The sequence below is a fragment of the Actinosynnema sp. NPDC091369 genome (genome assembly GCF_044757065.1).
Classification (GTDB): domain Bacteria; phylum Actinomycetota; class Actinomycetes; order Mycobacteriales; family Pseudonocardiaceae; genus Actinosynnema.
This window is the reverse complement of record NZ_JBIVUG010000003.1, coordinates 812167-837578: the sequence shown is the minus strand read 5'-3', so window position 1 is coordinate 837578 and position 25412 is coordinate 812167. Positions and strand designations below refer to the sequence as shown.

Here is a 25412-nt window from a genome sequence, read left to right as displayed (position 1 = left end):
GCGGTGCCATCCGGATGGATGGTTCGCACACGGCCGTCCCGTCCCACAGGTGCCGGGGGAGGCGTCCGGCACCCCATGCCCAACCGGCGGTGCGCGGTCAACGACGGTTGGAGGTCTCCAACAGGCCCGCCAACTCCGGCCCGCTCATCAGCCCGTCACACTCGGCAGGCGACACCAACCACTGCGTCCGGTGTCCTTCGACCACGGCGGGCGGCAGCGGCAGCATCGCGCCCGAAGGGAAGACCAACTTCTCGTCCAACCCCTCCGCCGACGACACCACGAACGCCGCCGACTCGATCATCAGTCCGAGCGTCGGAACCGGGAGCATCACCACCGGCGTCGGCGACGCCCGGAACGCCGCCGACGCCACCACCCGCCGCGCCGGCTCAGGCTCCACCACCACCGCAGCCAACAGCGATCCGAGCACCACCAACACCGACCGCGTGACACCCTCCTCCAACACCGGCCACAACCGCCGAACCTCCGCAGGGTCCAACGTCGCCATGACCGGAGACGCGAGGGCAAGGGCCTCACAGTCGGTGTTCGTCACCGGATCGACGTACGTGTCATCGATCCACAACGCGCCCGGAACCACCGGCCACCCGCGCGCCACGCACTCCAGCGCGATCTCTCGTCCGCTACCGCTCACCCCTTGCCCCCGACCCAGAAGATCCGGGGGATCGCACGCCCACGGGCCCGGTAGAAGATCAGCACGTTCTCCGCCGACCTCAGACCCATGCGCATCCCGCCGTGGACGTCGATCACCTCAACGCCCGTCCTGGTGGTCATGCCCCACGCCACGATCTGCAAGTCCTCCGGCGGCCCGAACGTCTCCTGAACCACCGCGAACACACGCGGAGCCTGATCGTCCACCAGTTCCTGAACCGCGCCGACGATCTCTGGGTCATCGAACAGCGAGACGGTCTTCTCGCTGTCCTCGTCATCCACCAGCGTCAGGCTCATGGTCACCTTCCCTCTGTTCCTCGCGGATCTGGCGCACCTCGTCGCGCGCCCACACCGCCGCTTGAGCGCTCTCCTGGCATTGCCGGACGTACCGCCGACCGATGACGACGAGGTAGAGCAGAGGGATCACGAGCCACACCAGGAACAGCCCGACCCCGCCGAGATCACTGGCCAACTCACTCCACGCCACGATCATCACCAACCTTCGACGATTCGCTGACTTCAGCTTTCCGAGTGGTCCAGTCGCGGTAAATAACCTGCCAGCGACCTACGCGGACCTATGGGGTCGTATAGTCGTCAGCGCTGACATTGGTGACATGGAGATCATCCGATGGAGTCAGGGCACCGAAGCACGCTGCTGGGCGAACTGCTTCACAAGCGCGGGCTGACGCCCGAGCAGTTCAGCGAACAGGCCAACCTGTTCGCTCACGAACACGGCATCGACGCGACGCTCAGCGCCCGCCACGTCAACCGGCTGGCAACCGGTCGACGCACCGACGGCCGACCTCTCGGACCGGTCAGGGCAGGCACGAAACGACTGCTTGAGGAAATGCTCGGCGTGCCGATCGACCGGCTGCTGAAGCCGGTCGCGCCCGCCTCATCCGAAGCGCAGGCGTGGTCAAGTGAGGCGCTGGAGCTACGGGCACGGATCAGGTCCGGTCGTGCCGTCGATCGGGCGACCGTGTCACTGCTTCAGCAGAAGCTCGACCTCACGCGGGTCATTGATCGACGGCTGGGCGCGTCGGCGCTGCTCGGCGAGCTGCGGGCACAGATCAGCCAGATGTGGAACTTGCTCGGAAACGTCCTCGACCCACAGTCGAGAACGGCGCTCGCCCGGGTCTTGGTGGACGCGTCCACGCTCGCGGGCTGGCAATCACTCGACCAAGGCTTGCTCCGGGAATCCTGGGAGCACTACGACCAGGCCCGGAGCGCGGCACGCGTCGCGGAATCAAGCGCGTTGGAGGCTTACGCCTGCGCAGGACAGGCCGTCGTACTGCTCGATATCGGCGAGACGGAATCCGCGGTGGAGTTGACGCGGTACGCGTGCGCTGTTGCGGAACACCGCGCGCCGGGGCTGCTCACCTCGTGGCTGCTGGCGGGTCACGGCGAAGCGTTGGCTGCGGCCGGCGACCGTGATGGCAGCCTTCGCACCTTTGACCACGCTGAGTGGATCATGCCTGCCGATTCCGCCGACACGGAAGCGCCATACCTCGTGTTCGACGGAACGCACCTCTCCAGGTGGCGAGGTAGTGCGCTCGCCCGACTCGGCGAACCTGAGGCAGTGGACGTGCTGTCGAGCGCGCTCGACCGGCTGCACCCTGACTTCGCACGGGCGGAAACGGCCCTACGAGTAGACTTGGTGCAGGTGCTGTTCGTGCACGGTGAAAGGCGCGACGCGTCGGCTCATGCGGAACGAGCGCGGCTACTGGCCGCGCAGGTCGGTTCAGTGCGGCAGCGCAGGAGGCTGGAAGCTCTAACCGGCTGAGATCACTTGCGCGCCCGCTTCGGCATCCGTGACCCGAGGATTTCGGCTGCCTTGCGGTCCGACGCTGCGACCCACGCGGCGTAGACGCGCAATGTGGTCGCGCCTCCCCCACCGTGCCCGAGACGTCCGGCGACCGTGCGGAGGTCCACGCCGGCAGTCAACAACTCCGTGGCCGAGTAGTGCCGTAGTGCGTGCAGGTGTGTGTCGATCCCCAGCCTGGTTGCCATGTCCTTGTATCGCTGCGTCACGGCGTTCGGCGAGTACGGCTGCCTGTGGTCGAGCGACCGGGTACCGCTGAACACGAACAGGTCTTCGGTGAACTCGCCACCGACCGAACGCACCCGTTCAGCCACGCGCTCACGATGCTCGCGGAGCAGCGCGACCGTTTCGGAGTCCAGCGCGATCCGGCGGTTCTGGTGTGTCTTGGTGTCCTTCTCCTTGCCACCAACCCAGTTACGACGCAGGTCGATCAGCTCCGCGTCGAGGTCCACTCGGTTGAACCGCAGGCCGCACAGCTCGCCGCGACGCATCCCTGTTGTCATGACCAGCCACACCAAAGTGCCCCAGTCGTCATCCATCCGGAACGCCTCTTCGGCCAAGCGAGCGGCTTCGGCAGGAGTGGGCGGGTCCGGCTGTGGCGGCTTCTGCTTCGGGCGTCGGGCGAGCTGCGCCGGACTGGCGTCAATCCACTCCCACCGCGCGGCGGCATCCAGTGTGCCGCTGAGGATCGAGTGAATCTGACGGACCGTCGAGGCAGCCATCCCCTTGCAAACATGAGACTTGCACTTCTTCTCCACGCAGTCGTGCGGCTCGTCGGTGACGTGCTTTTCGACGTGCGGCTTGCCGTCACAGCGCACCCGGCAGCGGCGAAGTTCCGTGTAGAAGCTCTCCAGGATGCGCGGAGTGATCTTCTTCACCGGGAGACCACCGACCGCCGGCTTGATGGTGCGCTCGATGTACCCGACGTAAGTCTTGCGCGTGCTGTCTTCGATCTCGCTGGTCCGCATCCACTCGTCCAGCGCATAGGACAGCGAGACGCTCGACTCGGCAGAGCGCTGCTTGTTCACCTGGGTGCGGAACTCGGCGAGCTTGTCCTCAGCCTTGCGGTACGCCGCGTCATCGCGGCCGGGGACCGTGGCGGTGAGGTAGACGTCCTTGCCCGTGACCGGGTCTCGTCCGGCGAAGTACCGGACCTGAAGAGAGTTCCCGCGCTCCCGGATGTTGCCCTTCGGGCGGCGCGCAGCACTGACTCTGCCCATGTCACTCAGTGTACTCAAGGACACCGTCATGGACAGAGATCATCAACTCTGCGTGATCTTCAGTTGTTCGGCCTGGTCAGACCTTGTGCCCCCGGTGCGACTCGAACGCACACTGGACGGATTTTGAGTCCGCTGCCTCTGCCGATTGGGCTACGGGGGCCGGCGGGAGCACTGTACTCGATCAGGTCGCCCGGCCGCCGTCCGGGGTGGCGGCCGGGCGGGGTGGCGTCAGGAGCGGACCAGGCGGGTGATGGCGGCGGAGGCTTCGGCGATCTTCTCCTCCGCCACCTCGCCACCCTCGGCCACGGCCTGCGCCACGCAGTGCTTCAGGTGCTCGTCCAGCAGACCCAGGGACACCGCCTGCAACGCCTTCGTGGCGGCGGAGATCTGGGTCAGCACGTCGATGCAGTACTCGTCGTTCTCGACCATCCGCTGGAGGCCGCGGACCTGGCCCTCGATGCGGCGCAATCGCTTGAGGTACGCGTCCTTGTCCGCCGTGTAACCGAGCATCGCTCCCGACCTTCCCTACCCTGGGCGGGTATCCGGGTCCAGGATAGGCCACTCGACCGGGTGTGACGGGCACCACGGGGTGACGGCGGACGGGGCCGCACATTTCGGCTCGGTGCGGTTTGTGTCGCGAAATGACCCGTCCGGGGGCATCAGTCACATTTTCACCGCGAAAGGTTAGGCGATATTCCTCTCGTGCACTATGGTGGCGACCTAAGCGTGTGGCGCAGAACAAGTCGAGGGCAGCACGCGCTATGCGAGCACACACGGAGGAACAGTGGCACAGCAGACCGTCGTCCAACTCATCGACGACCTCGACGGCAGCGAAGCCGCCGAGACCGTGACCTTCGCGCTGGACGGTGTGGAGTACTCCATCGACCTCTCGAAGGACAATGCGGACAAGCTCCGCGAGTCCCTGGCCGACTTCGTCGCCAAGGCGCGCCGCGCGGGCGGCCGCAAGCAGCGCAAGGGCACCGGCAAGAGCACGGTAAAGGCTGGTGACAAGGCGCAGGCCCAGGCGATTCGGGACTGGGCGCGCGCACAGGGCCACCAGATCTCCGACCGGGGCCGCATTCCCCAGGGCCTGGTCGTGCAGTTCCAGGAAGCCCACGCGTCCTGACTCGCCTCGTTTTCCCCTGCGGCAGGCCACCTCTGCCGCAGGGGAGAACAGCAGGTCAGCGGCTACTCGGGCGCGGGAGCGCGGCCCGGGAAGCCGACGCCTGCCAGCCGGAGCAGCGCGGTCGCCTTGACCGCGGTCTCCTCGAATTCCTCCACGGGGTCGGACAGCGCGATGACCGCGCCGCCGACCCCGAAACTCACCTTGTCCCGGTCCACCACCAGCGTCCTGATGACGATGCTGAAGTCGGCCGTTCCGGAGAGTGAGAAGTAACCGAGCGCCCCGGAGTACACACCCCTGGGCCCGGCTTCCAGCCCGTCGATGATCTGCATTGTCCGGATCTTGGGCGCGCCTGTCATGGACCCGCCCGGGAACGCCGCCCTAACCACCCGCACGGCGGAACTACCGGAACGCAGTCGGGCCCGAACGGTGCTCACCAGCTGGTGCACTGTCGCGTAGCTCTCCACCTCGAAGATCCTGGGCACCCGCACGCTGCCGACTTCCGCGCAATGGCCCAGATCATTGCGGACCAAGTCCACGATCATGAGGTTCTCCGCGCGGTCCTTCGCGCTGGCAGCCAAGGCCCTGCGCAAACCCTCGTCCTCGGCGGGGGTCGCCCCGCGGGCACGCGTGCCCTTGATTGGCTCGGATTCGACGACACCCTGTCGGTCGACCCGGATGAACCGCTCGGGTGAAGTGCTGAGCACGGAGAGCGCACCGAAACGGAGCAACGCCCCGAACGGCGCGGGGCTTTCCGCGCGCAGGAACCGGTAGGCGTCCCACGGGTCCAGCTCGCCGCGCCACGTCACCGTGTTCGTCAAGCACACCTCGTAGCTCTCGCCCGCCGTGATGGCCTCCTGGCAAGCCGCGACCAGCTTCAAGTAGTGCGAACGGCTGTGCCGCGCCTGCACGGAGTCGACTCGGGCCCGGCCGGGGGGCGCGGTCGGACCGGCGGCGAAATGACGCAGGAAATCGGCCGTTCGGCCCAACCAGCCGTCCTCGTCGGACAACGCCAACAGGTACACGCACCGCGAAACGTGGTCGAAAACCAGCGCCCGGTCGGCGAACACGAATGCCGCGTCGGGTTGCTCCGAACGGTGCGCCGCCGCGCCGCCGCATTCGGCCTTCAGCTCGTAGCCGAGGTAGCCCACCCAGCCGAGGGCGAACTCGAACGGCACGTCCGGCGGCGTCACGCGCCACGCCGCCAGGTCGGCCTCCAGCCAGTCGAAGAACGGCCCGTGGTGCGCCACCCCGTCCACCGTCACCTCGCCGGTCCACACGTCGTACGTCGCCACGCGCGCCAGCGGGCCGGACGCGTCACCCATCACGGAGAACCGGCCACGCTCGCCCTCGATGCTGCTGTCCAGCCAGAACGCGTCCTCGGACGCCCCGTGCAGGGCCGCGAACACCTCCTCCGGCGGCGGGTGCGCGTCCACCCGCCGCACCAGCACCTCACGAGCGGGCACGGACGCGGGCACCGGCGCCGACGGAGGGAGGACGGGCGGGGCGGTCGACGCCCCGGTCAGGTCGCGGAAGTTCGCCAGCAGCTGGTGGCCGTGCGACGTGCACACCGACTCGGGGTGGAACTGCACGCCCCACGCGGGCCGCGACCGGTGCCGCACGCCCATCAGCACGCCGTCGGACGCCGCCCAGGCGATCGGCTCCAGCGACGGTGGCAGGTCGGACACGGCCAGCGAGTGGTACCGCACGACGGGCAGCGGGGACGGCAGACCGGCGAACACGTCCACCCCGGTGTGCCGCACGTCGTCCACCACGCCGTGCCGGGGCGTGACCAAGCCCACGGACGCGCCGTGCGCCAGGCACAGCCCCTGGTGGCCCAGGCAGACGCCCAGGAGGGGGATCTCGGCGTGCTCGATCACCGCGCGGCACAGGCCGAAGTCGGCCTCGCGCTGCGGCCGGCCGGGGCCGGGCGAGATCACCACGTTGTCGAAGCGCCGCAGGTCGGACAGCCGGAACCGCGGGTCGTCGTGGGTGATGACGACCGGTTCGCGCCCGTTCACCTCGGCCAGGTACTGGAACAGGTTGAAGGTGAACGAGTCGTAGTTGTCGATGAGCAGTGTCCGCATGGCAAACAGCACGGTACCTGCACGAACACCCGAACGGAGGACCCTCGGACGCGCGACGAAGGGCACGCACAGGCACACCTGGGCGCACACGGCAGGCACACGGAGCCGGGCGCACACCGAAGAGGCCGGGCGCACTCGCGCCCGGCCTCCCCGTCCCCGGCGGTGGCTTCAGTCCAGGTGGAACTTCGGGTCCGCGGCGATCGCCGCGAGCTGCTCGCCGGTCAACGCCGGCCGCGACAGCGCCGGGTGGCCCGACTCCAGGTACTCGCTCGAGTACGCCACGGTCACCAGCGTGCCGTCCGGATGCCGGTAGAACGCCGCCGAGTCCATCGTGTTGCCATCGGCGTCCGGGGTCGCCCCGGTGACGAGGGCGACCTGCTTGCCGCCGACGTCGACCAGCGCGCACGTGCCGCCGGAGACCGGGTAGGCGTACTTGGTCGCCGCCGCGCACCCGACGAGGTCGCCGAGCCGCGTGTTGCCCTTGGTCTCGACCTGGATGAACAGCTCGCCGACGCCCGCCTCACCGGTGATGACGACCGGTGTGCGCGCCTCGTAGTCCCAGACCTCCAGCTCGCCGGCGTACTCGGCGAACTGCGCCTGCCGCCAGGTCATGGGCCCGTAGTCGGCGAACCCGATCCGCTGCCGGTCCTCGGCCTTCACGCCGGGCGGCAGCGACGAGGCCAGGTCGTTGAGCAGCTTGGCGCCCTTGTCGGCGCGCGGCCCGCTGGTCGCGGTCCGGTCGCTCTGCCCGTTCGGCCACTGGGTGCTCGTCCTGGACGGCGGTGGTCCGCTGGACGGCGGTCCGCTGGGCGGCGGCGTCACGGTCACCCACCGCGACTGCGACGGCGGCCCGTCCGTGGGCGTGACGAACGGGGCGGACGCCGACTGCCCTCCCGCCACCTGCAGGTCGGAGCCGCCACCGGTCAGGTTCGGCACCAGCACCGCGCCCACCGCGACGGCCACCACGGCGAGACTGGCGAGACCGCCCCCCACCGCGGTCTGCCTGCGGCGCTGCGCGCGGCGGCCGTGCTCCAGCGCAGCCTCGGGGCTCATGGGTGGCGGCGGGCTGCTCGCCACCATCACATCCTGCAACGCGCTCTTCAGCTCGTGCTCGTTCATCGCACCTTTTCTCCCTGCTGAGGGGTGATCAGGCCGCGCAGCGTCTGCAGCCCCCGCGCGGCCTGGCTCTTCACCGTTCCTTCGGAACAGCTCAACGCCCTGGCGGTCTCCTCGACCGACAGGTCTTCCCAGTACCGGAGCACGAGCACGGCCCGTTGCCTCGGGGGCACCTTCGCCAGCGCCGCGAGCAGCACCAGCCGGTCCTCCGCCGAGCCGCGCGAGACGTCCGCCACGTCGGCGGTGGTCTCGCTCACCCGTTCCTTGCGGAACCAGCCCCGGCGCAGGTCCGACACGAACGTCCGGACCAGCGTCTGGCGGGTGTAGGCGTCGAGTGCCTCGTGCCGGTTGATCCGCCGCCACGCCACGTAGAGCTTCGCGAACGTCGCTTGAACCAGGTCCTCGGCACGGTGCCAGTCGCCGCACAGCAGGTACGCCGTGCCGCGCATGGCCTCGGAACGCGCCGCGAAGTACTCCGCGAACGCGGCGTCCCGATCACTCATCTGTCCTCCCCCGTGCTGCGGTACGAGGTAATCACGCCCACAGGGCCCCGGGGGGTTGCATGCCCGCGCCGAGTTTCGTGGAGACTGGGTTCATCACCCCTGGGAGGCCCCGCGTTGTTCTTCTTCGTGCTGTTCGCGGTCGTGATGGGCGCGGCCCACTACTACATCTGGAAGCGGGCCGTGCGGGCCACGACCCGGCCGGGGCGCGGCCGCCGGATCGGCACCGGCGTTGTGGTCTTCCTCTACCTGCTGGTGATGTCGGCGCTGGCGGTGAGCAGGCTCGGCGGGTCGTTCGGGGCGGTCGTGGCGTGGCCGGGGTTCATCTGGCTGGCGGGCGCGTTCTACTTCTCGTTGATCCTGGGCGTGCTGGAGATCCCGCGGCTGGTGCTGAACCGCGCGGCGCGCGCGCACGAGGCCCCGGTCGCCGTCGGCGCGCCCGACGCGCCGGTCGAGACCCCCGCGGCCACGCTCGGCGGGCAGCCCGCCGACCCGGGTCGACGGCTGTTCATCGCGCGGTCGCTCGCCGTCGCGGGCGGGGTGGCCACGGCGGGCGTCGTCGGCTTCGGCACCACGCAGGCGCTGGGCGACCCGGTCGTCAAGCGGGTGCCGGTGACGCTGGGCAAGCTCGACCAGCGGCTGTCCGGCTACCGGATCGCGGTGGTGAGCGACATCCACCTCGGGCCGCTGCTCGGCCGCGGGCACACCGAGCGGATCGTGCGGATGATCAACGAGCAGCGGGTGGACCTGGTCGCGGTCGTCGGCGACCTGGTGGACGGCACGGTGGACGAGCTGGGCGAGGCGGCGGCTCCGCTGCGCGACCTCGTGAGCACGCACGGCAGCTTCTTCGTCACCGGCAACCACGAGTACTACTCCGGCGTCGAGCCGTGGCTGGCGGAGCTGGAGCGGCTCGGGGTCAACCCGCTGCGCAACGAGCGGCTGCGGATCGAGCGGGCCGGCGCGTCGTTCGACCTCGCGGGCGTCAACGACGTCACCGGCGCGGCCTTCCAGGACGGTCCGGACTTCGCCCGCGCGCTGGACGGCCGCGACACGTCCACGCCGGTGGTGCTGATGGCGCACCAGCCGGTGCAGGTGCGCGAGGCCGCCAAGCACGGCGTGGACCTGCAGCTGTCCGGGCACACGCACGGCGGCCAGATGTTCCCGTTCCACCTCGCCGTGGGCTTGCAACAGCCGGTGCGCAGCGGGCTGGAGACCGTCGACGGCACGCAGGTCTACACCAGCAACGGCGCCGGGTTCTGGGGCCCGCCGGTGCGCGTCGGCGCGGCGCCGGACATCACCGTCGTGGAGCTGCGTCACAAGTTCGCCGGCCGATAGCGCATTTTTCGCCTTCACCACCTAGAGTGGACGGCCGTGCCCGAACACGGTCTGACCATGCCTGCTCATGGTTGCGGAGGGGGACCCCTAGCGAGATGACGACGAGCTTTGCCGACGACCGGCTCAACGAGGCAATGGCTCGTATTCGTCGTTTCCTGGACCACGACCGACCGGACACGCCCTGCCTGGTCATCGACCTGCCGACGGTGCGCGACCGGTTCGCGGCGATCGGCGCGGCGCTGCCCCGGGTGGGGATCTTCTACGCGGTCAAGGCGAACCCGACGCCCGACGTGGTCGAGCTGCTGGCCGCCGAGGGGTCGAGCTTCGACGTCGCCAGCCCGGCCGAGATCGACCTGTGCCTGGCCCGCGGCGCGGCGCCGGAGGCCATCTCCTACAGCAACCCGATCAAGAAGGCGCGGGACATCGCCTACGCCCACGGGCGCGGTGTGCGACTCTTCGTGTCCGACAGCGAACAGGACGTGCGCACGCTGGCCGAGCACGCGCCCGGCGCGTCGGTGCTGCTGCGGATCCTGGTCAACAGCAAGGGTTCCACCTACCCGTTCGGGAAGAAGTTCGGCTGCTCGCCCGAGATGGCGACGGATCTCCTGCGGCTGGCCGCCGAGCTCGGCCTCGTTCCGCTGGGCGTGGCGTTCCACGCCGGTTCGCAGCAGCTCGACCCGAACGGCTGGGACGGCGCCATCGCCGACGCCGCCGACATCATCGGCAAGCTGCGCGCCGAGGGGCTCGCGCCGACCACGGTCAACCTGGGCGGCGGCCTGCCCGCGGGCTACCTGGAGCAGCCGCCGCCGCTGGCGGAGTACGGCGCGGCCATCACCGCGTCCATCGCCCGCCACTTCGGCGACTTCGCGCCCGAGGTGATGATCGAGCCCGGACGCGCTATCGTGGCCGAGTCGGGCCTGATCCGCTCCGAAGTGGTGCTGGTGTCCCGGAAGTCCTATTCGGACGAACGCCGCTGGGTCTTCCTCGACATCGGCCGCTACGGCGGCCTCGCGGAGACCGAGGGCGAGGCCATCGCGTACCCGCTGGTCACCAGCAAGGACGGTGGCCCGGTCGGCCCGGTCGTGCTGGCCGGTCCGACGTGCGACGCGGACGACGTGCTGTACCAGAACACGTGCTACGAGCTGCCGCTGGACCTGCGCGCGGGCGACCACGTCGACCTGCTCGGCGCGGGCGCCTACACGGCCAGCTACTCGTCGGTGGCGTTCAACGGCTTCCCGCCGCTGGCCACCCACTGCGTGCGATGAGCGCGCTCCCGCCTGTCCGCTGCTGTGCCCCCTCCTGAAGATGTTTGGAGTGATTGATGTCCGAACTCCCGTGCGAATCCGAGCCGGTCGGCTTGTTCGCAGGACAGCACGTGCTCGCCGAGCTCGAAGGCGTGAGCCCGGAACTGCTCGACGACGAGCAGTTCCTGCGACACGCGCTCGGCGAGGCGCTCACCCAGGCTGATGCCACGGTGTTGGAGGTGGTCTCCAAGCAGTTCGAGCCGCAAGGGGTCACCGTGCTGGCCCTGTTGTCGGAGTCGCACGCGTCCATCCACACGTACCCGGAAGTCGGTGCCGTGTTCGTGGACGTGTTCACGTGCGGCACGCGTGCCAAGCCCGCGCTCGCGGTGCAGTTGTTGGCCGAGGCCCTGGGTGCGGTGTCGGCACGGACGGACATGATCAGCCGGGGCCACCGGGTCCCCGCGCTCGTCGGTGAGGAGAAGGCGTCTTGATCCGCGAACCGCTCGCGGCCGGCATGACCAGGCACTGGGACGTCGAGGAGGTCGTGGTCGACACCAGGACCGAGTTCCAGCACCTGGTGATCGCCCGCACCGCCCAGGGGTTGTCGCTGTTCTGCGACGACGACCGGCAGAGCACCGAGTTCAGCCAGCTCACCTACCACGAGGCGCTGATGGTCCCGGCGCTGCTGCTGGCCGACCGGGTCGACCGGGTGCTGGTCATCGGGTCGTCGGAGGGCGTGGTGTGCCAGATGGCGGTGGCGGCCGGCGCTTCGGTGGTCGACCACATCGACATCGACTCGCAGGCCGTGCGGCTGTGCGCCGAGCACCTGCCCTACGGCTACACGCTCGACGAGCTCGCGCTGGCGGAGAAGGGCGAAGGCCCGGTCCACGTGCGCTACATCGACGGCTACGAGTACATCCGGACGACGTCGGAGCGCTACGACATCGTCCTGGTGGACCTGCCGGACGAGCGCGAGGAAGAGGCGCAGCACAACCGCTTGTACGGCGCCGAGTTCCTGGCCATGTGCAAGGCGCTGCTCACGCCGGGCGGCGTCGTGGTGTCCCAGGCGGGCTGCCAGACGATGTGGCGCAACACCACGCTGACCCGCATGTGGCAGCGGTTCAACGAGGTGTTCGACACGGTCGCGTACTACGGCTCGGACGAGCACGAGTGGGCGTACCTGTTCGGGCGCGCCGACGAGGTGGCCGACCCGACCGCGCTGATGGTCGAGCGGCTGCCCGAGTGCGGCTACCAGCCGGAGACGATCGACGACCTGGCCCTGGTCGGCAACTCGATCCCGCCGTACCTGGTGCGCCACTCGTTGGCCTGACGCCAGGCTCGAACGGGGCCGTCCTCCTCGCGGGGGACGGCCCCGTTCCGCGTCTCAGGCCAGCGCGCGGCGCAGGAAGTCGACCTGGAGCAGGAGCAAGTTCTCCGCCACCTGCTCCTGCGGGGTCATGTGGGTCACGCCGGACAGCGGCAGCACGGTGTGCGGCCGGCCGGCGGCGAGCAGCGCCGACGACAGGCGCAGGGTGTGCGCGGCCACCACGTTGTCGTCCGCCAGGCCGTGCACGATCATCAGCGGGCGCTCCAGCTTCGGCGCGTCGGCGATGAGCGAGTTGGCCTCGTACACCTCGGGCTTCTCGGCCGGGTGGCCCAGGTAGCGCTCGGTGTAGTGGGTGTCGTAGAGCCGCCAGTCGGTGACCGGCGCGCCCGCGATGCCCGCGTGGAACACGTCCGGGCGGCGCAGCACGGCCAGCGCCGCCAGGTAGCCGCCGTAGGACCAGCCGCGGATGCCGACCCGGGTCAGGTCGAGGTCCGGTTCGCCCGCCGCGACCGCGTGCAGGGCGTCCACCTGGTCCTCGAGGGTGGCGCCCGCGAAGTCGAACACGATCTCCCGCTCCCACGCCGGACCGCGACCGGGCGTGCCGCGCCCGTCCACGACGAGGACCGCGAAACCCTGGTCCGCCAGCCACTGCGAGGCCAGGTAGGCGTTGCGCGCCGACACCACGCGCTGCGCGTGCGGGCCGCCGTACGGGTCGAGCAGGACCGGCAGCCTGGTGCCCGGCACGTGGCCGCGCGGGAACAGCAGCGCCGCGCGCAGGTCGCGCTCGCCGACGGTGAGCAGCCGCACGTCCGGCGCCAGCACGGGCGTCTCGGCGAACGAGCCGATCTCGCCTCCGGTGGAGACGGTGACCTTCGGCCCGAAGTGGTCCAGCGACGACCGGGACAGCACCAGCACGCCACCCGCCCGGGTCGCGCCGTGCACACCGTCCTCAGTGGACAGTCGAGTGATGTCGTCGCCGTCGACCAGGAACACGTGCGTCTGGGTCGGGTCGTCCACGGACGCGGTGACCAGCACGCCGTCCCGGGCGACGTCGAGCACCGCGCGCACCTGGAAGCCGTCCGGCGTCCACGGCCGGTCGCCGACGACGAGCCGGTTCGCGTCACCGATCGGCAGCACGCGCAGCAGCTCGCCGGCCGGGGTCCAGCGCGGCGCGCCCGGCACGACCTCCAGCCAGTGCGGGTCGGTGTCGTCGGCGACGACCTCGGTGGCGCCGGTCGTCGGGTCGACCGCCAGGACCAGCACGCGGCGCTGGTCGCGCGACTGGACCTGCACCAGCGGCTTGCCGTACGAGGTCCACGAGACCGTGGTGACGTACGGGAAGGCTTCGCGGTCCCACGTCACGTCGGTGCGTCCGGGGCCGAGGATCGCCAGCTCCACCACCGCGTTGGCCTCGCCCGCGGCGGGGTAGGCGATCTCGGCGGCGGGCCGGTCCGGGTTCGCCGGGTCGGCGATGTGCCAGCGCGGCACGGGCGCGGTGTCCACCCGGGCCGCCAGCACCCGCTCGCCGTCCGGGGAGAACCAGTAGCCGCGGTAGCGGCCCATCTCCTCGGCCGCGATGAACTCCGCCAGGCCCCACGTGACGTCCGGGCCGTCCGGCTCGGCGACCACCCGGTCCGCGCCGGTCCCCAGGTCCACGACGTGCAGCGCGCCGTCGGCCACGTAGCCGACCTTGCGCCCGGTCGGGTCCAGGCGCGGGTCGATGGCCGCGCCGGCGACCGGCAGTTCCCGCACGGCGGCGGTGGCGAGCTCGACCACGAACAGCCTGCCGGACAACGCGAACACGGCCTGCCGCACGGCGCTGTCGGTGGCGTAGCCGACGATGCCGGCGGCCGACTCGCGGGTGCGCTCGCGGCGGGCCCGCTCCTGCGGGGACAGGTCCTCGGGGTCGGTCAGCAGCACGCCGGGGTCGGCCAGCAGCGTCTCGGCGCGGGTCGCGGTGTCGAACGCCCACAGGCCGTTCGCCCGGCTCGTGGCCGTGGCGGTGCGGAGGAAGTACACCTTCGTGCCGTCCGGCGCGGCGGTGAACGTCCGGGGTGCGCCGAGGGTGAACCGCTGGGTGCGCGCGTGTTGGCGCGGGAAGGAGATCTCGTTGCCCACCCGGACACCCTATGTCCCCGGTGCGGCTCCACGGGCGCGGGTGAAAGGGAACGGCGGGCGCAGATCGACCGGCGGCTTTTCCGGTGCGGCTTTATGGTGACGTCGTGGAGTCGGAGAATGGACGGGCGGCGCACCGGACCATAATCGTCGTCGACGTGGAGAAGTTCACCCACGGAAGCCGCACGAATGCGGATCAACTCGTGGTCCGGAACGTTCTCTACCGGTCGTTGCGCCGGGCTTTCGACGATTCCGGCATCCCGTGGGACGCCTGCCACCGGGAGGACCGCGGCGACGGCGTCTTCCTCCTGGTGCCGCCGGACGTGCCGAAGACCCTGGTGGTGGAACGGCTGCCGGGCGCGTTGGCCGAGGCGCTGGCGGAGCACGACTCCGCCGTGCGACGGGAGGGCGAACGGGTGCGGGTGCGCATGGCGGTGCACGCGGGCGAGGTCCACCCCGACCGGCAGGGCTTCACGTCCGCGTCGATCAACCTGGCGTTCCGCCTGGTCGAAGCGCCGCAGCTCAAGAGCGCGCCGGCGGGGTCGCCCGGTGTGCCGGCGCTCGTGCTGTCGTCGTGGTGCTACGACGAGGTGGCGTGGCACAGCCGGGTGCTCGACCCGCGCACGTTCCGGCGGGTCGACGTGGCGGTGAAGGGCACCACCGCCACCGCGTGGATCGCCCGGCCGGACCACCCCTACCCGCCGGCCCGGCCCGGTGACGCGATCCGGTGGGGGCGGGCGGCGCTGGTCCTCGTCTCGGTGATCGCGTTGTCGATGGCGACCGCGGCGGACCACCCCGGCACTCGCGGCGGCGCGGTCGACCACGTGGGCGAAGCATTTCCGGGTGAGCGGGAATTTCTCGCTCACGTGGTCAACCTGAAGACCGGGAAATGTCTCGCCCGCAACGGCGTCTACACCCAGCCGGACGATTCGGAGTCCGACGGCGGGGACATCTACCAATGGGACTGCGCCGACTCGCACAACCCCGGCCACCACGTGGTGCCGGCGCCCGCGGGAGGGGGCGACTGGGCGATCCGCAGCAGCGTGCGGGCGGACCTGTGCCTGGCGGCCGACGACGAGCCGGAGACCGACCAGCACTTCCGCGCCTGCCGCCCGGGTGACGACCGCCAGCGGTGGCGGGTGCGGCGCATCCGCGGCCGGGCGCCGGACGCGGTGGTGGTCGAGAACCGGGGCACGGGCGGCTGCCTCGCCCACCAGGGCGGTCGGCCGGACGTGCACATCCAGGTGTTCCGGCGCGACTGCCGCCCGTTCGGGCAGGACGAGGTCGCCTGGTCGATCCGGCCGTACGCGATGCCGGGCCGCCGGTCGTGCCGCGAGCCGTGGCGCGGCCCGGTGCGCGACAACGCCACCGGCCTGCACCTGACCGACGGGGACGGCGCGGCGCACCGGGCGGCGTCCGCGGCTCCCGCCGTGTCGGTCGTCGCGGTCGGCGAGTCCGCGCACGGCTGCCGCGTGACGATCTCCGGCACGCCGGGCACGTGGGTCCTCGAGTCGCCGGCCGCCGAGGACTGGGTCCGGGTGCACGCCGCCGGGAACGTCAGCGAGTGCCTGGCCGCGGTGGACGGCGCGGTGGTGACGCGGCGGTGCGACGGGAGCCGGTCGCAGCAGTGGCGGCTGGGGTAGGTCCGACCCCTGTCTTCGGCGCCGGCTGAACCGCGGCGGCGGGAGGGCCGTAGTCGTCGGTGGAGCGATTGACGGACCAAGGAGGAGTGAGTGTGATCCGACGAAACCGCATCGCCATCGCCGTCGCGGGCGGCATGGCGGCCGTGCTCGCGCTGGTCGTGTGGACTTCCAACGCCACCGGCCTGCAGGGCAGGACGGTCGCGCAGACCGAGCAGGTCGCCGCCGCGGCCCAGGGCGACTACGGCGACGTCCAGGAGCCCCTTGCCCCTCCGACCAGCGAGGAAGCGGCACCCGTCGAGCAGCCCGCGGCCGACGCCCCGGAGGGCCAGGCCGCGCCCGCGCCGTCCGGGCCGCAGGTGACGCTGGTGGGCAAGAGCGTGCCCAAGATGGGCGAGGTCGTGCAGGACGGCGACGGCCGCACGCTGTACCGGTTCGACAAGGACGCACCGGACCCGGCGAAGTCCAACTGCGAGGGTCAGTGCGCCGTGACGTGGCCGCCCGTGCTGTCCAACGGCAAGCCGCAGTTGCAGGGCGTCGACCCGGCGCTGGTGTCCACGGTGAAGCGGGCCGACGGCACCGAGCAGGTCACGCTGGACGGCTGGCCGCTCTACACCTACGCCAAGGACGAGGCGCCGGGCCAGTGGAAGGGCCAGGGCGTCGGCGGCACGTGGTTCGTGGTGCGGCCCGACGGCAAGCGCAACATCGAGTGCCTGCCGCCGGGGGTGACGCCGCCCGCCGCGTAGTCCACTGTGGAACGCCCCGATCCCCCGGCCTGGGGTTGGCCGGGGGATTCGGGCGTCGCGCAGCGGGCGTCGCGAAGGGCGTCAGATGGTGCGGACCGCGTCGGCGTAGTCCAGGCGCGCGTTGCGCGGGTGGGTGCCGGAGTGGTCCGGGTGACCGATGTTGACGACCACCAGCGGCAGCTGGTTGGTGTCGGCGAAGAACTCGCCGCGGACGCCCTCGGGGTCGAAGCCGCTCATCGGGCCGGCGGCGAGACCGGCCGCGCGGACGCCGACGATGAAGTAGCCGACCTGGAGCAGCGCGTTCGTCTTCGCCGCCTCGGCGCGCCGGGCGTCGTCCGCGAACGCCGCCTTCGCGCCCGGGAAGTGCGGGAACGTGGTGGCGAAGTGCTCGTGGAAGTCGGTGTCGGCGGCCAGGATCGCGGTCACCGGCGCGGCCAGCGTCTTGGCGCGGTTGCCCTCGGCCATGTGGGGCGCCAGGCGGGCCTTGGCCTCCTCGCCGCGGACGAACAGCACGCGCAGCGGCTGGCTGTTCATCGCGGTCGGACCCCACTTCACGAGGTCGTACACGGCGCGGAGCTGGTCGTCGGTCACCGGCTCGTCGGTGAACGCGTTCGCCGTGCGCGCCTCGCGGAACAGCAGGTCCTGCGCTTCGCGCGGCAGAGCCAGCGCGTCGAGGGTGGCGGTCATCGTGCCTCTTTCGGTTGTCCCGTACGGGTCGCGTACGGGACAACCTCCAGCAAGCGCGAGCTATTTCGTAACCTGGTTCACAGGGTGGGGTACAGCGGGTGCTTGGCCGCCAGCACCTCGACCCGGGCTCGCAGCTCCGCGAGGTCGGGCGAGGGCTGCAACGCCGCGGCGATGATGTCCGCCACCTCGGTGAAGTCCGCCGCGCCGAAACCGCGGGTGGCCAGCGCCGGCGTGCCCACGCGCAGGCCCGAGGTCACCATCGGCGGACGCGGGTCGTTCGGCACCGCGTTGCGGTTGACCGTGATGCCGACCTCGTGCAGCCGGTCCTCGGCCTGCTTGCCGTCCAGTTCGGACGCCACGAGGTCCACCAGCACCAGGTGCACGTCCGTGCCGCCGGTGAGCACCTTCACACCCGCCGCGGCGGCGTCGGGCTGCGACAGCCGGTCGGCGAGGATCTTCGCGCCCTCGACCGTGCGCCGCTGCCGGTCGGCGAACTCGGGCGACGCGGCGTGCTTGAACGCCACCGCCTTGCCCGCGATCACGTGCTCCAGCGGGCCGCCCTGCTGACCCGGGAACACCGCCGAGTTGATCTTCTTGGCCAGGTCGGCCTCGTTGGTCAGGATCACGCCGCCGCGCGGGCCGCCGAGCGTCTTGTGCGTGGTCGTCGTCACGACGTGCGCGTGCGGCACCGGGCTCGGGTGCAGGCCCGCCGCCACGAGACCGGCGAAGTGCGCCATGTCCACCATCAGGTACGCGTCCACCGAGTCGGCGATCCGGCGGAACTCGGCGAAGTCGAGCTGCCGCGGGTACGCCGACCAGCCGGCCACGATCAGCTTCGGCCGGTGCTCGGTCGCGAGCCGCTCCACCTCGGCCATGTCGACCCGGCCGTCCTCCGCCGACACGTGGTAGGGCACCACGTTGTAGAGCTTGCCGGAGAAGTTGATCCGCATGCCGTGGGTCAGGTGGCCGCCGTGCGCGAGGTCCAGGCCCAGGATCGTGTCGCCGGGCTGGAGCAGGGCGAACATCGCGCACGCGTTGGCCTGCGCGCCCGAGTGCGGCTGCACGTTCGCGAAACCCGCGCCGAACAGCGCCTTCACCCGCTCGATCGCCAGCCGCTCGATCACGTCGACGTTCTCGCAGCCGCCGTAGTAGCGGCGGCCCGGGTAGCCCTCGGCGTACTTGTTCGTCAGCACCGAGCCCTGCGCCTGGAGCACCGACACCGGCGTGAAGTTCTCCGAGGCGATCATCTCCAGCGTGCTCTGCTGCCGGTGCAGCTCGGCGGCGACGGCGTCCGCGACCTCCGGGTCGAACTCCGCGAGGGAGGTGTTGAAGTGCTCGGACATGTGTGGGGTCTCCCTTACGAGGTGCGCTTGTAGAAGGGCAGTGCGACGACTTCGACCGGCTCGTGCCTGCCCCGGACGTCGACGGACAGCTGCGTGCCGGGCTCGGTGTGGCCGACCGTGACGTAGGCCATGGCCACCGAGTACCCGAGGGTCGGCGACAGCGCGCCGCTGGTCACCTCGCCGATGGGGGCGCCCGAGGCGTCCAGCACCGGGTAGCCGTGCCGGGGGGCGCGGCGCGAGGCGGTCTTGAGGCCGACCAGGACCTGCTCCACGCCCTGCTCGGCGACGGCGGCCAGGGCGTCGCGGCCGACGAAGTCGCCCGGCTTGTCCAGCTTCACCACCCGGCCGAGGTTCGCGTGGAACGGCGTGCGGTCGCGGCCGAGCTCGTTGCCGTACAGGGGCATGCCCGCCTCCAGCCGCAGCGTGTCGCGGCAGCCCAGGCCCGCGGGCTTGAGGTCGTGCGGCGCGCCCGCCTCCAGCAGCGCCTGCCACACGTGCGCGGCGTCGTCCGGCGCGACGAACAGCTCGAAGCCGTCCTCGCCGGTGTAGCCGGTGCGGGCGAGCAGCACCGGCTTGCCCGCGACCTCGGTCGGGTACGAGGCGTAGTACTTCACCGCGCCCAGGTCGGTGGGCGTGAGGCCGGCCAGGATCGCGGTGGCCTTCGGACCCTGCACGGCGAGCAGCGCGTAGTCGGTGGACCGGTCCTCGACGGTGGTGTCGAAGCCCTTGGCCCGCTCGACCAGCGCCTCGTGCACGACGGCGGCGTTCGAGGCGTTCGCGACGACGAGGTACTCCTCGTCACCCGTGCGGTAGACGATCAGGTCGTCGATCACGCCGCCGTCGGCCTCGCAGACCATCGTGTAGCGGGCGCGGCCGACGCCGATCGCGGACGCGTGGCCGACCAGGGCGTGGTCCAGCGCGGCGCCGGCCTCCGGGCCGGTGAGCACGATCTCACCCATGTGGGTCAGGTCGAACAGGCCCGCCGACGTGCGCACCGCGTGGTGCTCGGCCAGCTCGCTGTCGTAGCGCAGCGGCATCCGCCAGCCCGCGAAGTCGGTGAACATGGCGCCCAGCGCCTCGTGCTCGGCGTGCAGGGGCGTGCGGCGGCTTTCCATCAGGCGGGTCCTCCCTGGGTGCGGACATGCCGAGGCGCCGACCGGTCGGGTCGGCGGGCGGGCACGTCCGAGAGATTCACGAGCGAAAGGATGACACGGCCCATCGGAGACTCCTCGTCGAGTGAGCCTCCCCCTCTGCCATGAGCCTGAGAGCTTCGCCACCGGGTGAGGGCGGCTTGCACCGTGGGCGAGGCGCACCGGGTGCGCCTGCTTTCCAGAGTTGCCTTCGTCGGGCGGTACCTGTGCCTGAGAGATTCCGGGGAGGAGTTGCTCCTTCGGCGCCCCGGTCGGGGACTCTCCCGCTCGACATCGACGGCCGTGTTCAGTTGGTACCGCCAGACGCTAGGGGTGGCCGGCGGGCGGGGTCAACCCCGGTCACAGGCTCTTCTCGGCCCGGACGCTCTCGACCACCCTGCGCTCGGCGTAGAACGACACGAACGGGATCGTGCCCGCGAGCAGCACCAGCACCGTGCCCTTGATCGACCACCGGGCCTTGAGCGCGAGGTCGACGGTGAGCACCAGGTACACCGCGTACAGGAAGCCGTGCACCGGGCCGACGACCTGCATCATGCCCTCGGTGCCGCCCGCGTACTTGGCGATCATGGCGACCACGAGCAGCAGCAGGCCGACACCGACCACGTAAGCCATGAACCGGAACCTGGTCAACGCGCCGCTCATCGCCCTACCTTCGCCTCACCGCTGGTCCCGCGCGTGCAGTTCGGCGAGCATGCGGTTGTAGGCCGCCAGCTCGTCGTCCTCGTCGTCGTGCGCGGGTGCTCTGACGGGCTCAACGGTAACGACCGGCCGCGACGGCACGGCCACCGGCTCCGGCGCGGCCTCGTCGGCGGCCCCGGTCGCCGCGGCGGCGGCCTCGGCCTTGCGGCGGGCGTCCAGCCTGCGGATGCGCCAGACCATGAACGCGGGGAAGAGGCCGAACAGCGGCCACTGGAAGACGTACCCGAGGTTCTGGAAGGTGCCACCGGCCTCGGAGAACCGCTCCCACTGCCAGTACGCCAGGCCGCAGCACACGACCAGCGACACCAGGCAGACGGCCGCGATCGCGAGCCGTCGGGGGGTGATGAGGCCGCGCACGCCTCAAGAGTACTTCGTGCGTCGCACAGGGCTGGGGCTCCCCGCGCAGGAGCCCGCCCCTCAAGGTGAGGGCTCCCCATCGCTGGAGGAGCCCGCCCCGACTCGTCGGACCTAGGCCACGCCGTCCCGGCGTTGCCTCTGCAACCTGGCCACGCACCAGGCCGCCGCGCTACCCCGACGCAGGTGCTGGAGCACCGTCATCGGGCCGAGGCGACGACCGAGGTCGGAGGGCGTGAGCCCGGCCGCCCGGTAGTCCAGAGCGCGCTGGTCCAGCGGGCTGATGCCCGCGTCCCACCACTGCTCCGCCTCGGAGAGGTCACCCACCAGCTGCCAGTAGCTGGCGGCGGCCGCGAGCAGGGCGTCGGGCACCTCGGGCGCCCGCTTCCGCATCGCCGCCACGTACGCCGGATCCGCGGACTCGACCTTCACCAGGCCGCGGGGACCGCCATTCGCCCGCTGCACCGGGATCCCCGGCGCGGACGGCGGGGCTTCCGCGAGCCACGCGTCCTTGATCCGGTTCACCTCCTGCAGCTCGGCGTCGTCCGAGCGCTCAGCCGCCCACTGCCGCAACAGCTCGTCGACTCCGGAGTCCTCGACCATTCTGCCTCCTCATCGGTCGAAGATCAGCCAATGCGACGCACCGTATTAGCGGGTACCGACAACCGCTAGACCCCGGTTTGTCTAAAACCCTGTTACCAGGGCGTTATAGCCCTCATTCCACCCGTACGGTGCAACGACGAGGGCGCATAGTCACCGATCGTGACCGCATTGAGCGGAGTTCGAGGGGACGCGGCGAGCGGGTCAGGCGAAGAGGCTGCGCACGAAGGTGATGATCGACTCCGCCCCGGACTGGAGCCACCCGAGCGCGGTCCGCACCGCTTCGGCGGACTCGTTCGGCCGGGTGATCAGGAGGAACAGCACCAGCGCGACCGCCGCCAGCGTCACCACCTTCTTGACGTTCACTGATCGGTCTCCGTCCGTGTCACCGGGTGGGGCGGCCGAGCGCCGCCCCGGTCGTGTCAACGGCCATGGTCCCCCATTCACCCGGATGATGACGATCGAACCCGCCGCCATCCCTCGACCGGTCGTGCGATCGCCACGCAACCACGCCTGGAACAGCCTGATCGTCACCCGAACGGACGATCAAGGGGACCTGCGGTCCCGCCGATCACCAAGGTACGGGCACTCGCCCACCCCCCTGGCACGGACACCGAGGTAGCGACACATCGTCTTCCCTTCACCGCCCATCACCTGATTGCGCCGAGGCACGCACCGAGCGTGACAAAGGTCGATGGCGGCTGCCACTCAATTCCGGTCCCCCTTCAGGTGATTTCCCGCGCCCTTTTCCGGGTCGCCCCGGCGGCCGATCGGGCCCGGGTCAGGCGATCACCCCGGCCCGCCGCAGCCCGGCCAGCTCGTCCTCGTCCAGCCCCAGCTCGCCCAGCACGTCGGCCGTGTGCTCGCCCACCGCGGGCGGCGGCGCCGGAGTGGCCGCGGGCGTCCGCCCGAACCGGGGCGCGGGCGCGGGCTGCGCCACCCCGTCCACCTGCACGAACGTCCCCCGCTCGGCGTTGTGCCCGTACCCGGGCGCTTCACCGGGGGCCAGCACGGGCGCGAGGCACGCGTCAGTGCCCGCCGCCAGCGCCGCCCACTCGTCCCTCGTCCGGGTGGCGACGGCCGCCGCGATCCGGGCCCGCAGCTCCGGCCAGTTCGCCGGGTCGTGTCGGGCGGGCAGGTCCGCGTCGGCCAGCCCGAGCACCACCAGCAGCTCGGCGTAGAACTTCTCCTCCAGCGCGCCGATGCTGACGAACCGGCCGTCGGCCGCCTCGTAGACGTCGTAGAACGGCGCGCCGCCGTCCAGCAGGTTCTCCCCGCGACCGCCGGGCCACGCGCCGGCCGACGACATCCCGTGCAGGAACGTGGTCAGCAGCGCCGCGCCGTCCACCATCGCCGCGTCCACCACCTGCCCGCGCCCGGACCGCTCCCGCTCGTACAGCGCCGCCAGCACGCCCATCGCCAGCAGCAGCCCGCCGCCGCCGAAGTCGCCCACGATGTTGAGCGGCACGGTCGGCGGCGCGCCCGCCCGGCCGATCGGCTCCAGCGCGCCCGCCACCGCGATGTAGTTGATGTCGTGCCCGGCGCGGTCGGCCAGCGGGCCGTCCTGGCCCCACCCGGTCATCCGCCCGTAGACCAGCCTCGGGTTGCGGGCCAGGCACTGGGCCGGGCCGATGCCCAGCCGCTCGGTCACCCCCGGCCGGAAGCCCTCGACCAGCACGTCGGCCCCCTCGACCAGCCGCAGCACCAGCTCGGCGCCCTCGGGCCGGCGGATGTCCACGCCGATCGACCGCCGTCCCCGGCCCAGCAGGGGCACCCCGGAGCCGGTCGAACCGGGCGCACCGCCCACGCGATCCACCCGGACCACCGACGCGCCGAGGTCGGCCAGCACCATGCAGCCGAACGGGGCGGGCGCGAGGCCCGCCAGCTCGACGACCTTCAGCCCCTCCAGCGGCCCCGCCACTAGAGGGACCTCGCGATGATTTCCTTCATGATCTCGTTCGTCCCGCCGTAGATCTTCTGCACGCGCGCGTCCGCCCACGCGCGCGCGATCGGGTACTCGGTCATGTAGCCGTAGCCGCCGAACAGCTGCACGCACTCGTCCACGACCTGGCACAGCCGCTCGGTGGCCCACCACTTGGCCATCGCCGCGGTGGGCACGTCGAGGCGGCCCGCCAGGTGCTCCTGCACGCACTCGTCCACGAAGGCCCTGGTCACGCGGGCCTCGGTGGCGCACTCGGCGAGCTTGAACCGGGTGTTCTGGAACTTGATCAGCTCGCGGCCGAACGCCGTGCGGTCCTTGACGTAGGCCAGCGTGAGGTCCACCGCCGCCTCGATGCCCGCCACCGAGGCCACCGCGATGATCAGCCGCTCCTGCGGCAGCTGCTGCATCAGCTGGATGAAGCCCTGGCCCTCGCTGGTGCCCAGCAGGTTCGCCGCGGGCACGCGCACGTCGTCGAAGAACAGCTCGGCGGTGTCCTGGCCGTGCATGCCGAGCTTGTCCAGCACCCGGCCGCGGCGGAAGCCCCGGGCCTGCGCGGTCTCCACGACGAGCAGGGAGATGCCCGTCGCGCCCTGGCCGGGGTCGGTCTTGGCGACCACGACCACCAGGTCGGCCTGCGCGCCGTTGGTGATGAACGTCTTGGAGCCGGACAGCACGTACTCGTCACCGCGCCGCAGCGCGCGCGTCTTGATGTTCTGCAGGTCCGAGCCGCCGCCCGGCTCGGACATGGCGATCGCGCCGACGTACTCGCCCGAGGCCATCTTCGGCAGCCACCGCTGCTTCTGCTCCTCGGTGCCGTAGGCGTTGATGTAGTGGGCGACGATCCCGCTGTGCACGCTGTTGCCCCACGCGCTGTCGCCGCAGCGCGCCTGCTCCTCCAGCAGCACGGCCTCGTGCGCGAACGTCCCGCCGCCACCGCCGTACTGCTCGGGGATGGACAGGCAGAGCAGGCCCAGTTCACCGGCCTTGTTCCAGAAGTCCCGGTCCACCTGCTTCTGGGCGGCCCAGCGCTCCTGGTGCGGGACCACCTCCCGGTCGAAGAACGTCCGGGCCAGCTTGCGCAACTGGTCCAGGTCCTCGGTCATCCATGCGGAACGGCGAGTTGGCATGGCTCGACGTTGCCACCGGCGGGCCCGCACCGCCATGACCGCAGCGCGCCAGGGTGACGGGTGATCGTGAGCGGATCGGTCATGTTTTCGGGACAATGGGCCCATGCGACTGCGGCGGCTCAGGCCCGACGACTGGGTGACCTGGCGCGACACCCGGCTGACCGCGCTGGACAGCGACCCGGACGAGTTCGGCTCCACGTTGGCGTTGGAGCGCGAGTACGACGAGGCGCGGTGGCGGGAGCTGTTGTCGCCCGAGCACGGGGTGAAGGTGGTGGCGGAGGACCCGGAGCCGGTGGGGCTGGTGGCCGGTGTGCCGCACGAGATCCACCCGGACGTGGTGTACCTGTACTCCATGTGGGTCAAGCCGGGGTTCCGGCGGCGCGGTGTCGGCGAGGCGCTGGTCCGGGACGTGCTGGACTGGGCGCGCGAGAACGGGTGGGCGCGGGTGCAGCTGCGGGTGTTCGAGGGCAATGTGACGGCCCGGCGGCTGTACGAGCGGCTCGGGTTCGCGGGCGAGGGCGAGATCATGGACCACCCGCTGGACCCGGTGAGCTAATAAGTCACCTCG

Annotated in this window: 27 protein-coding genes, 1 tRNA gene and 2 riboswitches; of the genes, 9 read left to right on the top strand and 19 right to left on the bottom strand. The window is 71.1% G+C overall.

Annotated features, from left to right (window positions below; genetic code table 11):
- Nucleotides 1-97: 97 nt before the first annotated feature.
- Genes ACIQMJ_RS16575 through ACIQMJ_RS16565 form a run of 3 tightly spaced genes read right to left on the bottom strand, consistent with a single transcriptional unit; the run spans nucleotide 98 to nucleotide 1159 of the window.
- Nucleotides 98-595, bottom strand: a complete 498-nt coding sequence (locus tag ACIQMJ_RS16575; RefSeq protein ID WP_499761812.1) for a hypothetical protein — start codon at nucleotides 593-595, stop codon at nucleotides 98-100.
- Nucleotides 596-645: 50 nt separating this feature from the next.
- Nucleotides 646-963 (bottom strand): hypothetical protein, encoded by a 318-nt coding sequence (locus tag ACIQMJ_RS16570; protein ID WP_499761811.1) that lies wholly within the window; start codon nucleotides 961-963, stop codon nucleotides 646-648.
- A complete protein-coding gene (locus tag ACIQMJ_RS16565; RefSeq protein WP_499761810.1) occupies nucleotides 941-1159 on the bottom strand; it encodes a hypothetical protein in 219 nt (72 codons plus the stop codon). The genes ACIQMJ_RS16570 and ACIQMJ_RS16565 overlap by 23 nt, the downstream gene beginning before the upstream one ends.
- Nucleotides 1160-1294: 135 nt before the next feature.
- Here ACIQMJ_RS16565 and ACIQMJ_RS16560 point away from each other — a divergent pair, with 135 nt between their 5' ends.
- A complete protein-coding gene (locus ACIQMJ_RS16560; RefSeq protein WP_499761809.1) occupies nucleotides 1295-2449 on the top strand; it encodes an NsdA family TPR-like regulatory protein in 1155 nt (384 codons plus the stop codon).
- 2 nt (nucleotides 2450-2451) lie between these two features.
- Here ACIQMJ_RS16560 and ACIQMJ_RS16555 read toward each other — a convergent pair whose 3' ends face one another.
- The 3 genes from ACIQMJ_RS16555 to ACIQMJ_RS16545 all read right to left on the bottom strand — a co-directional run bounded on the left by ACIQMJ_RS16555 (nucleotide 2452) and on the right by ACIQMJ_RS16545 (nucleotide 4218).
- Nucleotides 2452-3708 (bottom strand): site-specific integrase, encoded by a 1257-nt coding sequence (locus tag ACIQMJ_RS16555; RefSeq protein ID WP_499761808.1) that lies wholly within the window; start codon nucleotides 3706-3708, stop codon nucleotides 2452-2454.
- Nucleotides 3709-3794: 86 nt separating this feature from the next.
- Nucleotides 3795-3868, bottom strand: a tRNA-Leu gene (locus tag ACIQMJ_RS16550).
- 68 nt (nucleotides 3869-3936) lie between these two features.
- Entirely contained in the window at nucleotides 3937-4218 is a 282-nt protein-coding gene (locus tag ACIQMJ_RS16545) for a metal-sensitive transcriptional regulator (protein WP_053722042.1), read from the bottom strand.
- A 274-nt stretch (nucleotides 4219-4492) separates the two neighbouring features.
- Here ACIQMJ_RS16545 and ACIQMJ_RS16540 point away from each other — a divergent pair, with 274 nt between their 5' ends.
- Entirely contained in the window at nucleotides 4493-4834 is a 342-nt protein-coding gene (locus tag ACIQMJ_RS16540; RefSeq protein WP_015104119.1) for a histone-like nucleoid-structuring protein Lsr2, read from the top strand.
- Between the two features lie 62 nt (nucleotides 4835-4896).
- Here the strand turns inward: ACIQMJ_RS16540 and pabB are convergent, their stop codons facing one another.
- The 3 genes from pabB to ACIQMJ_RS16525 form a co-directional block, all read right to left on the bottom strand.
- Nucleotides 4897-6918 carry an aminodeoxychorismate synthase component I gene (gene pabB, locus ACIQMJ_RS16535; RefSeq protein ID WP_499761807.1) on the bottom strand — a complete coding sequence of 674 codons (2022 nt, stop codon included), beginning with the start codon at nucleotides 6916-6918 and terminating at the stop codon, nucleotides 4897-4899.
- A 168-nt stretch (nucleotides 6919-7086) separates the two neighbouring features.
- On the bottom strand, nucleotides 7087-8037 hold the full coding sequence (locus ACIQMJ_RS16530; protein WP_499761806.1) for a hypothetical protein: 951 nt from the start codon (nucleotides 8035-8037) through the stop codon (nucleotides 7087-7089).
- Entirely contained in the window at nucleotides 8034-8537 is a 504-nt protein-coding gene (locus tag ACIQMJ_RS16525) for a SigE family RNA polymerase sigma factor (protein WP_499761805.1), read from the bottom strand. Before ACIQMJ_RS16525 ends, ACIQMJ_RS16530 begins: the two co-directional genes overlap by 4 nt.
- A 114-nt stretch (nucleotides 8538-8651) precedes the next feature.
- Here ACIQMJ_RS16525 and ACIQMJ_RS16520 point away from each other — a divergent pair, with 114 nt between their 5' ends.
- From ACIQMJ_RS16520 to ACIQMJ_RS16505, 4 genes are all read left to right on the top strand, one after another.
- Nucleotides 8652-9869 carry a metallophosphoesterase gene (locus tag ACIQMJ_RS16520; RefSeq protein ID WP_499761804.1) on the top strand — a complete coding sequence of 406 codons (1218 nt, stop codon included), beginning with the start codon at nucleotides 8652-8654 and terminating at the stop codon, nucleotides 9867-9869.
- Between the two features lie 95 nt (nucleotides 9870-9964).
- Nucleotides 9965-11134: a type III PLP-dependent enzyme gene (locus ACIQMJ_RS16515; protein ID WP_499761803.1), complete on the top strand. Its 1170-nt coding sequence runs from the start codon at nucleotides 9965-9967 to the stop codon at nucleotides 11132-11134.
- 56 nt (nucleotides 11135-11190) lie between these two features.
- On the top strand, nucleotides 11191-11604 hold the full coding sequence (gene speD / locus ACIQMJ_RS16510) for an adenosylmethionine decarboxylase (protein WP_233813098.1): 414 nt from the start codon (nucleotides 11191-11193) through the stop codon (nucleotides 11602-11604).
- Nucleotides 11601-12443, top strand: coding sequence for a spermidine synthase (locus ACIQMJ_RS16505; RefSeq protein ID WP_499761802.1), 843 nt, complete (start codon nucleotides 11601-11603; stop codon nucleotides 12441-12443). Before speD ends, ACIQMJ_RS16505 begins: the two co-directional genes overlap by 4 nt.
- Nucleotides 12444-12497: 54 nt before the next feature.
- Here ACIQMJ_RS16505 and ACIQMJ_RS16500 read toward each other — a convergent pair whose 3' ends face one another.
- Nucleotides 12498-14558, bottom strand: coding sequence for a S9 family peptidase (locus ACIQMJ_RS16500; protein WP_499761801.1), 2061 nt, complete (start codon nucleotides 14556-14558; stop codon nucleotides 12498-12500).
- A gap of 200 nt (nucleotides 14559-14758) precedes the next feature.
- On the opposite strand from ACIQMJ_RS16500, the gene ACIQMJ_RS16495 reads away from it, so the two are divergent.
- Nucleotides 14759-16198 (top strand): RICIN domain-containing protein, encoded by a 1440-nt coding sequence (locus ACIQMJ_RS16495; RefSeq protein ID WP_499761800.1) that lies wholly within the window; start codon nucleotides 14759-14761, stop codon nucleotides 16196-16198.
- A gap of 92 nt (nucleotides 16199-16290) precedes the next feature.
- Nucleotides 16291-16941 (top strand): COG4315 family predicted lipoprotein, encoded by a 651-nt coding sequence (locus ACIQMJ_RS16490; protein WP_499761799.1) that lies wholly within the window; start codon nucleotides 16291-16293, stop codon nucleotides 16939-16941.
- An 81-nt stretch (nucleotides 16942-17022) separates the two neighbouring features.
- Here ACIQMJ_RS16490 and ACIQMJ_RS16485 read toward each other — a convergent pair whose 3' ends face one another.
- The 9 genes from ACIQMJ_RS16485 to ACIQMJ_RS16445 form a co-directional block, all read right to left on the bottom strand.
- Nucleotides 17023-17628, bottom strand: a complete 606-nt coding sequence (locus tag ACIQMJ_RS16485; protein ID WP_499761798.1) for a malonic semialdehyde reductase — start codon at nucleotides 17626-17628, stop codon at nucleotides 17023-17025.
- Between the two features lie 77 nt (nucleotides 17629-17705).
- Nucleotides 17706-18971: a serine hydroxymethyltransferase gene (glyA, locus tag ACIQMJ_RS16480; RefSeq protein WP_499761797.1), complete on the bottom strand. Its 1266-nt coding sequence runs from the start codon at nucleotides 18969-18971 to the stop codon at nucleotides 17706-17708.
- Nucleotides 18972-18985: 14 nt separating this feature from the next.
- The gene (gene gcvT / locus ACIQMJ_RS16475; RefSeq protein WP_499761796.1) at nucleotides 18986-20086 is read right to left on the bottom strand and encodes a glycine cleavage system aminomethyltransferase GcvT; all 1101 of its coding nucleotides are present in this window, start codon (nucleotides 20084-20086) and stop codon (nucleotides 18986-18988) included.
- A gap of 128 nt (nucleotides 20087-20214) precedes the next feature.
- Nucleotides 20215-20309: riboswitch (glycine riboswitch) on the bottom strand.
- 1 nt (nucleotide 20310) lies between these two features.
- A riboswitch (glycine riboswitch) is annotated at nucleotides 20311-20398 on the bottom strand.
- Nucleotides 20399-20461: 63 nt separating this feature from the next.
- The gene (locus tag ACIQMJ_RS16470) at nucleotides 20462-20764 is read right to left on the bottom strand and encodes a DUF3817 domain-containing protein (RefSeq protein WP_387495133.1); all 303 of its coding nucleotides are present in this window, start codon (nucleotides 20762-20764) and stop codon (nucleotides 20462-20464) included.
- A 15-nt stretch (nucleotides 20765-20779) separates the two neighbouring features.
- On the bottom strand, nucleotides 20780-21178 hold the full coding sequence (locus ACIQMJ_RS16465) for a hypothetical protein (RefSeq protein WP_499761795.1): 399 nt from the start codon (nucleotides 21176-21178) through the stop codon (nucleotides 20780-20782).
- A gap of 111 nt (nucleotides 21179-21289) precedes the next feature.
- Complete coding sequence (locus ACIQMJ_RS16460) at nucleotides 21290-21778, bottom strand: helix-turn-helix transcriptional regulator (RefSeq protein WP_499761794.1); 489 nt, start codon at nucleotides 21776-21778, stop codon at nucleotides 21290-21292.
- A 201-nt stretch (nucleotides 21779-21979) separates the two neighbouring features.
- Nucleotides 21980-22141 (bottom strand): hypothetical protein, encoded by a 162-nt coding sequence (locus ACIQMJ_RS16455; RefSeq protein WP_499761793.1) that lies wholly within the window; start codon nucleotides 22139-22141, stop codon nucleotides 21980-21982.
- 415 nt (nucleotides 22142-22556) lie between these two features.
- Nucleotides 22557-23696 (bottom strand): CaiB/BaiF CoA transferase family protein, encoded by a 1140-nt coding sequence (locus tag ACIQMJ_RS16450; protein WP_499761792.1) that lies wholly within the window; start codon nucleotides 23694-23696, stop codon nucleotides 22557-22559.
- On the bottom strand, nucleotides 23696-24820 hold the full coding sequence (locus tag ACIQMJ_RS16445; RefSeq protein WP_499761791.1) for an acyl-CoA dehydrogenase family protein: 1125 nt from the start codon (nucleotides 24818-24820) through the stop codon (nucleotides 23696-23698). The genes ACIQMJ_RS16450 and ACIQMJ_RS16445 overlap by 1 nt, the downstream gene beginning before the upstream one ends.
- Before the next feature lie 127 nt (nucleotides 24821-24947).
- Here ACIQMJ_RS16445 and ACIQMJ_RS16440 point away from each other — a divergent pair, with 127 nt between their 5' ends.
- Entirely contained in the window at nucleotides 24948-25400 is a 453-nt protein-coding gene (locus ACIQMJ_RS16440) for a GNAT family N-acetyltransferase (protein ID WP_499761790.1), read from the top strand.
- The last annotated feature ends 12 nt before the right edge of the window (nucleotides 25401-25412 follow it).

Bases quoted from the DNA above. Each gene is read 5' to 3' on its own strand.
- ACIQMJ_RS16570 (WP_499761811.1), bottom strand. From the start codon at position 963: ATGAGCCTGACGCTGGTGGATGACGAGGACAGCGAGAAGACCGTCTCG.
- ACIQMJ_RS16565 (WP_499761810.1), bottom strand. From the start codon at position 1,159: ATGATCGTGGCGTGGAGTGAGTTGGCCAGTGATCTCGGCGGGGTCGGG.
- ACIQMJ_RS16560 (WP_499761809.1), top strand. From the start codon at position 1,295: ATGGAGTCAGGGCACCGAAGCACGCTGCTGGGCGAACTGCTTCACAAG.
- ACIQMJ_RS16555 (WP_499761808.1), bottom strand. From the start codon at position 3,708: ATGGGCAGAGTCAGTGCTGCGCGCCGCCCGAAGGGCAACATCCGGGAG.
- ACIQMJ_RS16545 (WP_053722042.1), bottom strand. From the start codon at position 4,218: ATGCTCGGTTACACGGCGGACAAGGACGCGTACCTCAAGCGATTGCGC.
- pabB (WP_499761807.1), bottom strand. From the start codon at position 6,918: ATGCGGACACTGCTCATCGACAACTACGACTCGTTCACCTTCAACCTG.
- ACIQMJ_RS16530 (WP_499761806.1), bottom strand. From the start codon at position 8,037: ATGAACGAGCACGAGCTGAAGAGCGCGTTGCAGGATGTGATGGTGGCG.
- ACIQMJ_RS16525 (WP_499761805.1), bottom strand. From the start codon at position 8,537: ATGAGTGATCGGGACGCCGCGTTCGCGGAGTACTTCGCGGCGCGTTCC.
- ACIQMJ_RS16515 (WP_499761803.1), top strand. From the start codon at position 9,965: ATGACGACGAGCTTTGCCGACGACCGGCTCAACGAGGCAATGGCTCGT.
- speD (WP_233813098.1), top strand. From the start codon at position 11,191: ATGTCCGAACTCCCGTGCGAATCCGAGCCGGTCGGCTTGTTCGCAGGA.
- ACIQMJ_RS16485 (WP_499761798.1), bottom strand. From the start codon at position 17,628: ATGACCGCCACCCTCGACGCGCTGGCTCTGCCGCGCGAAGCGCAGGAC.
- glyA (WP_499761797.1), bottom strand. From the start codon at position 18,971: ATGTCCGAGCACTTCAACACCTCCCTCGCGGAGTTCGACCCGGAGGTC.
- gcvT (WP_499761796.1), bottom strand. From the start codon at position 20,086: ATGGAAAGCCGCCGCACGCCCCTGCACGCCGAGCACGAGGCGCTGGGC.
- ACIQMJ_RS16470 (WP_387495133.1), bottom strand. From the start codon at position 20,764: ATGAGCGGCGCGTTGACCAGGTTCCGGTTCATGGCTTACGTGGTCGGT.
- ACIQMJ_RS16460 (WP_499761794.1), bottom strand. From the start codon at position 21,778: ATGGTCGAGGACTCCGGAGTCGACGAGCTGTTGCGGCAGTGGGCGGCT.
- ACIQMJ_RS16445 (WP_499761791.1), bottom strand. From the start codon at position 24,820: ATGACCGAGGACCTGGACCAGTTGCGCAAGCTGGCCCGGACGTTCTTC.
- ACIQMJ_RS16440 (WP_499761790.1), top strand. From the start codon at position 24,948: ATGCGACTGCGGCGGCTCAGGCCCGACGACTGGGTGACCTGGCGCGAC.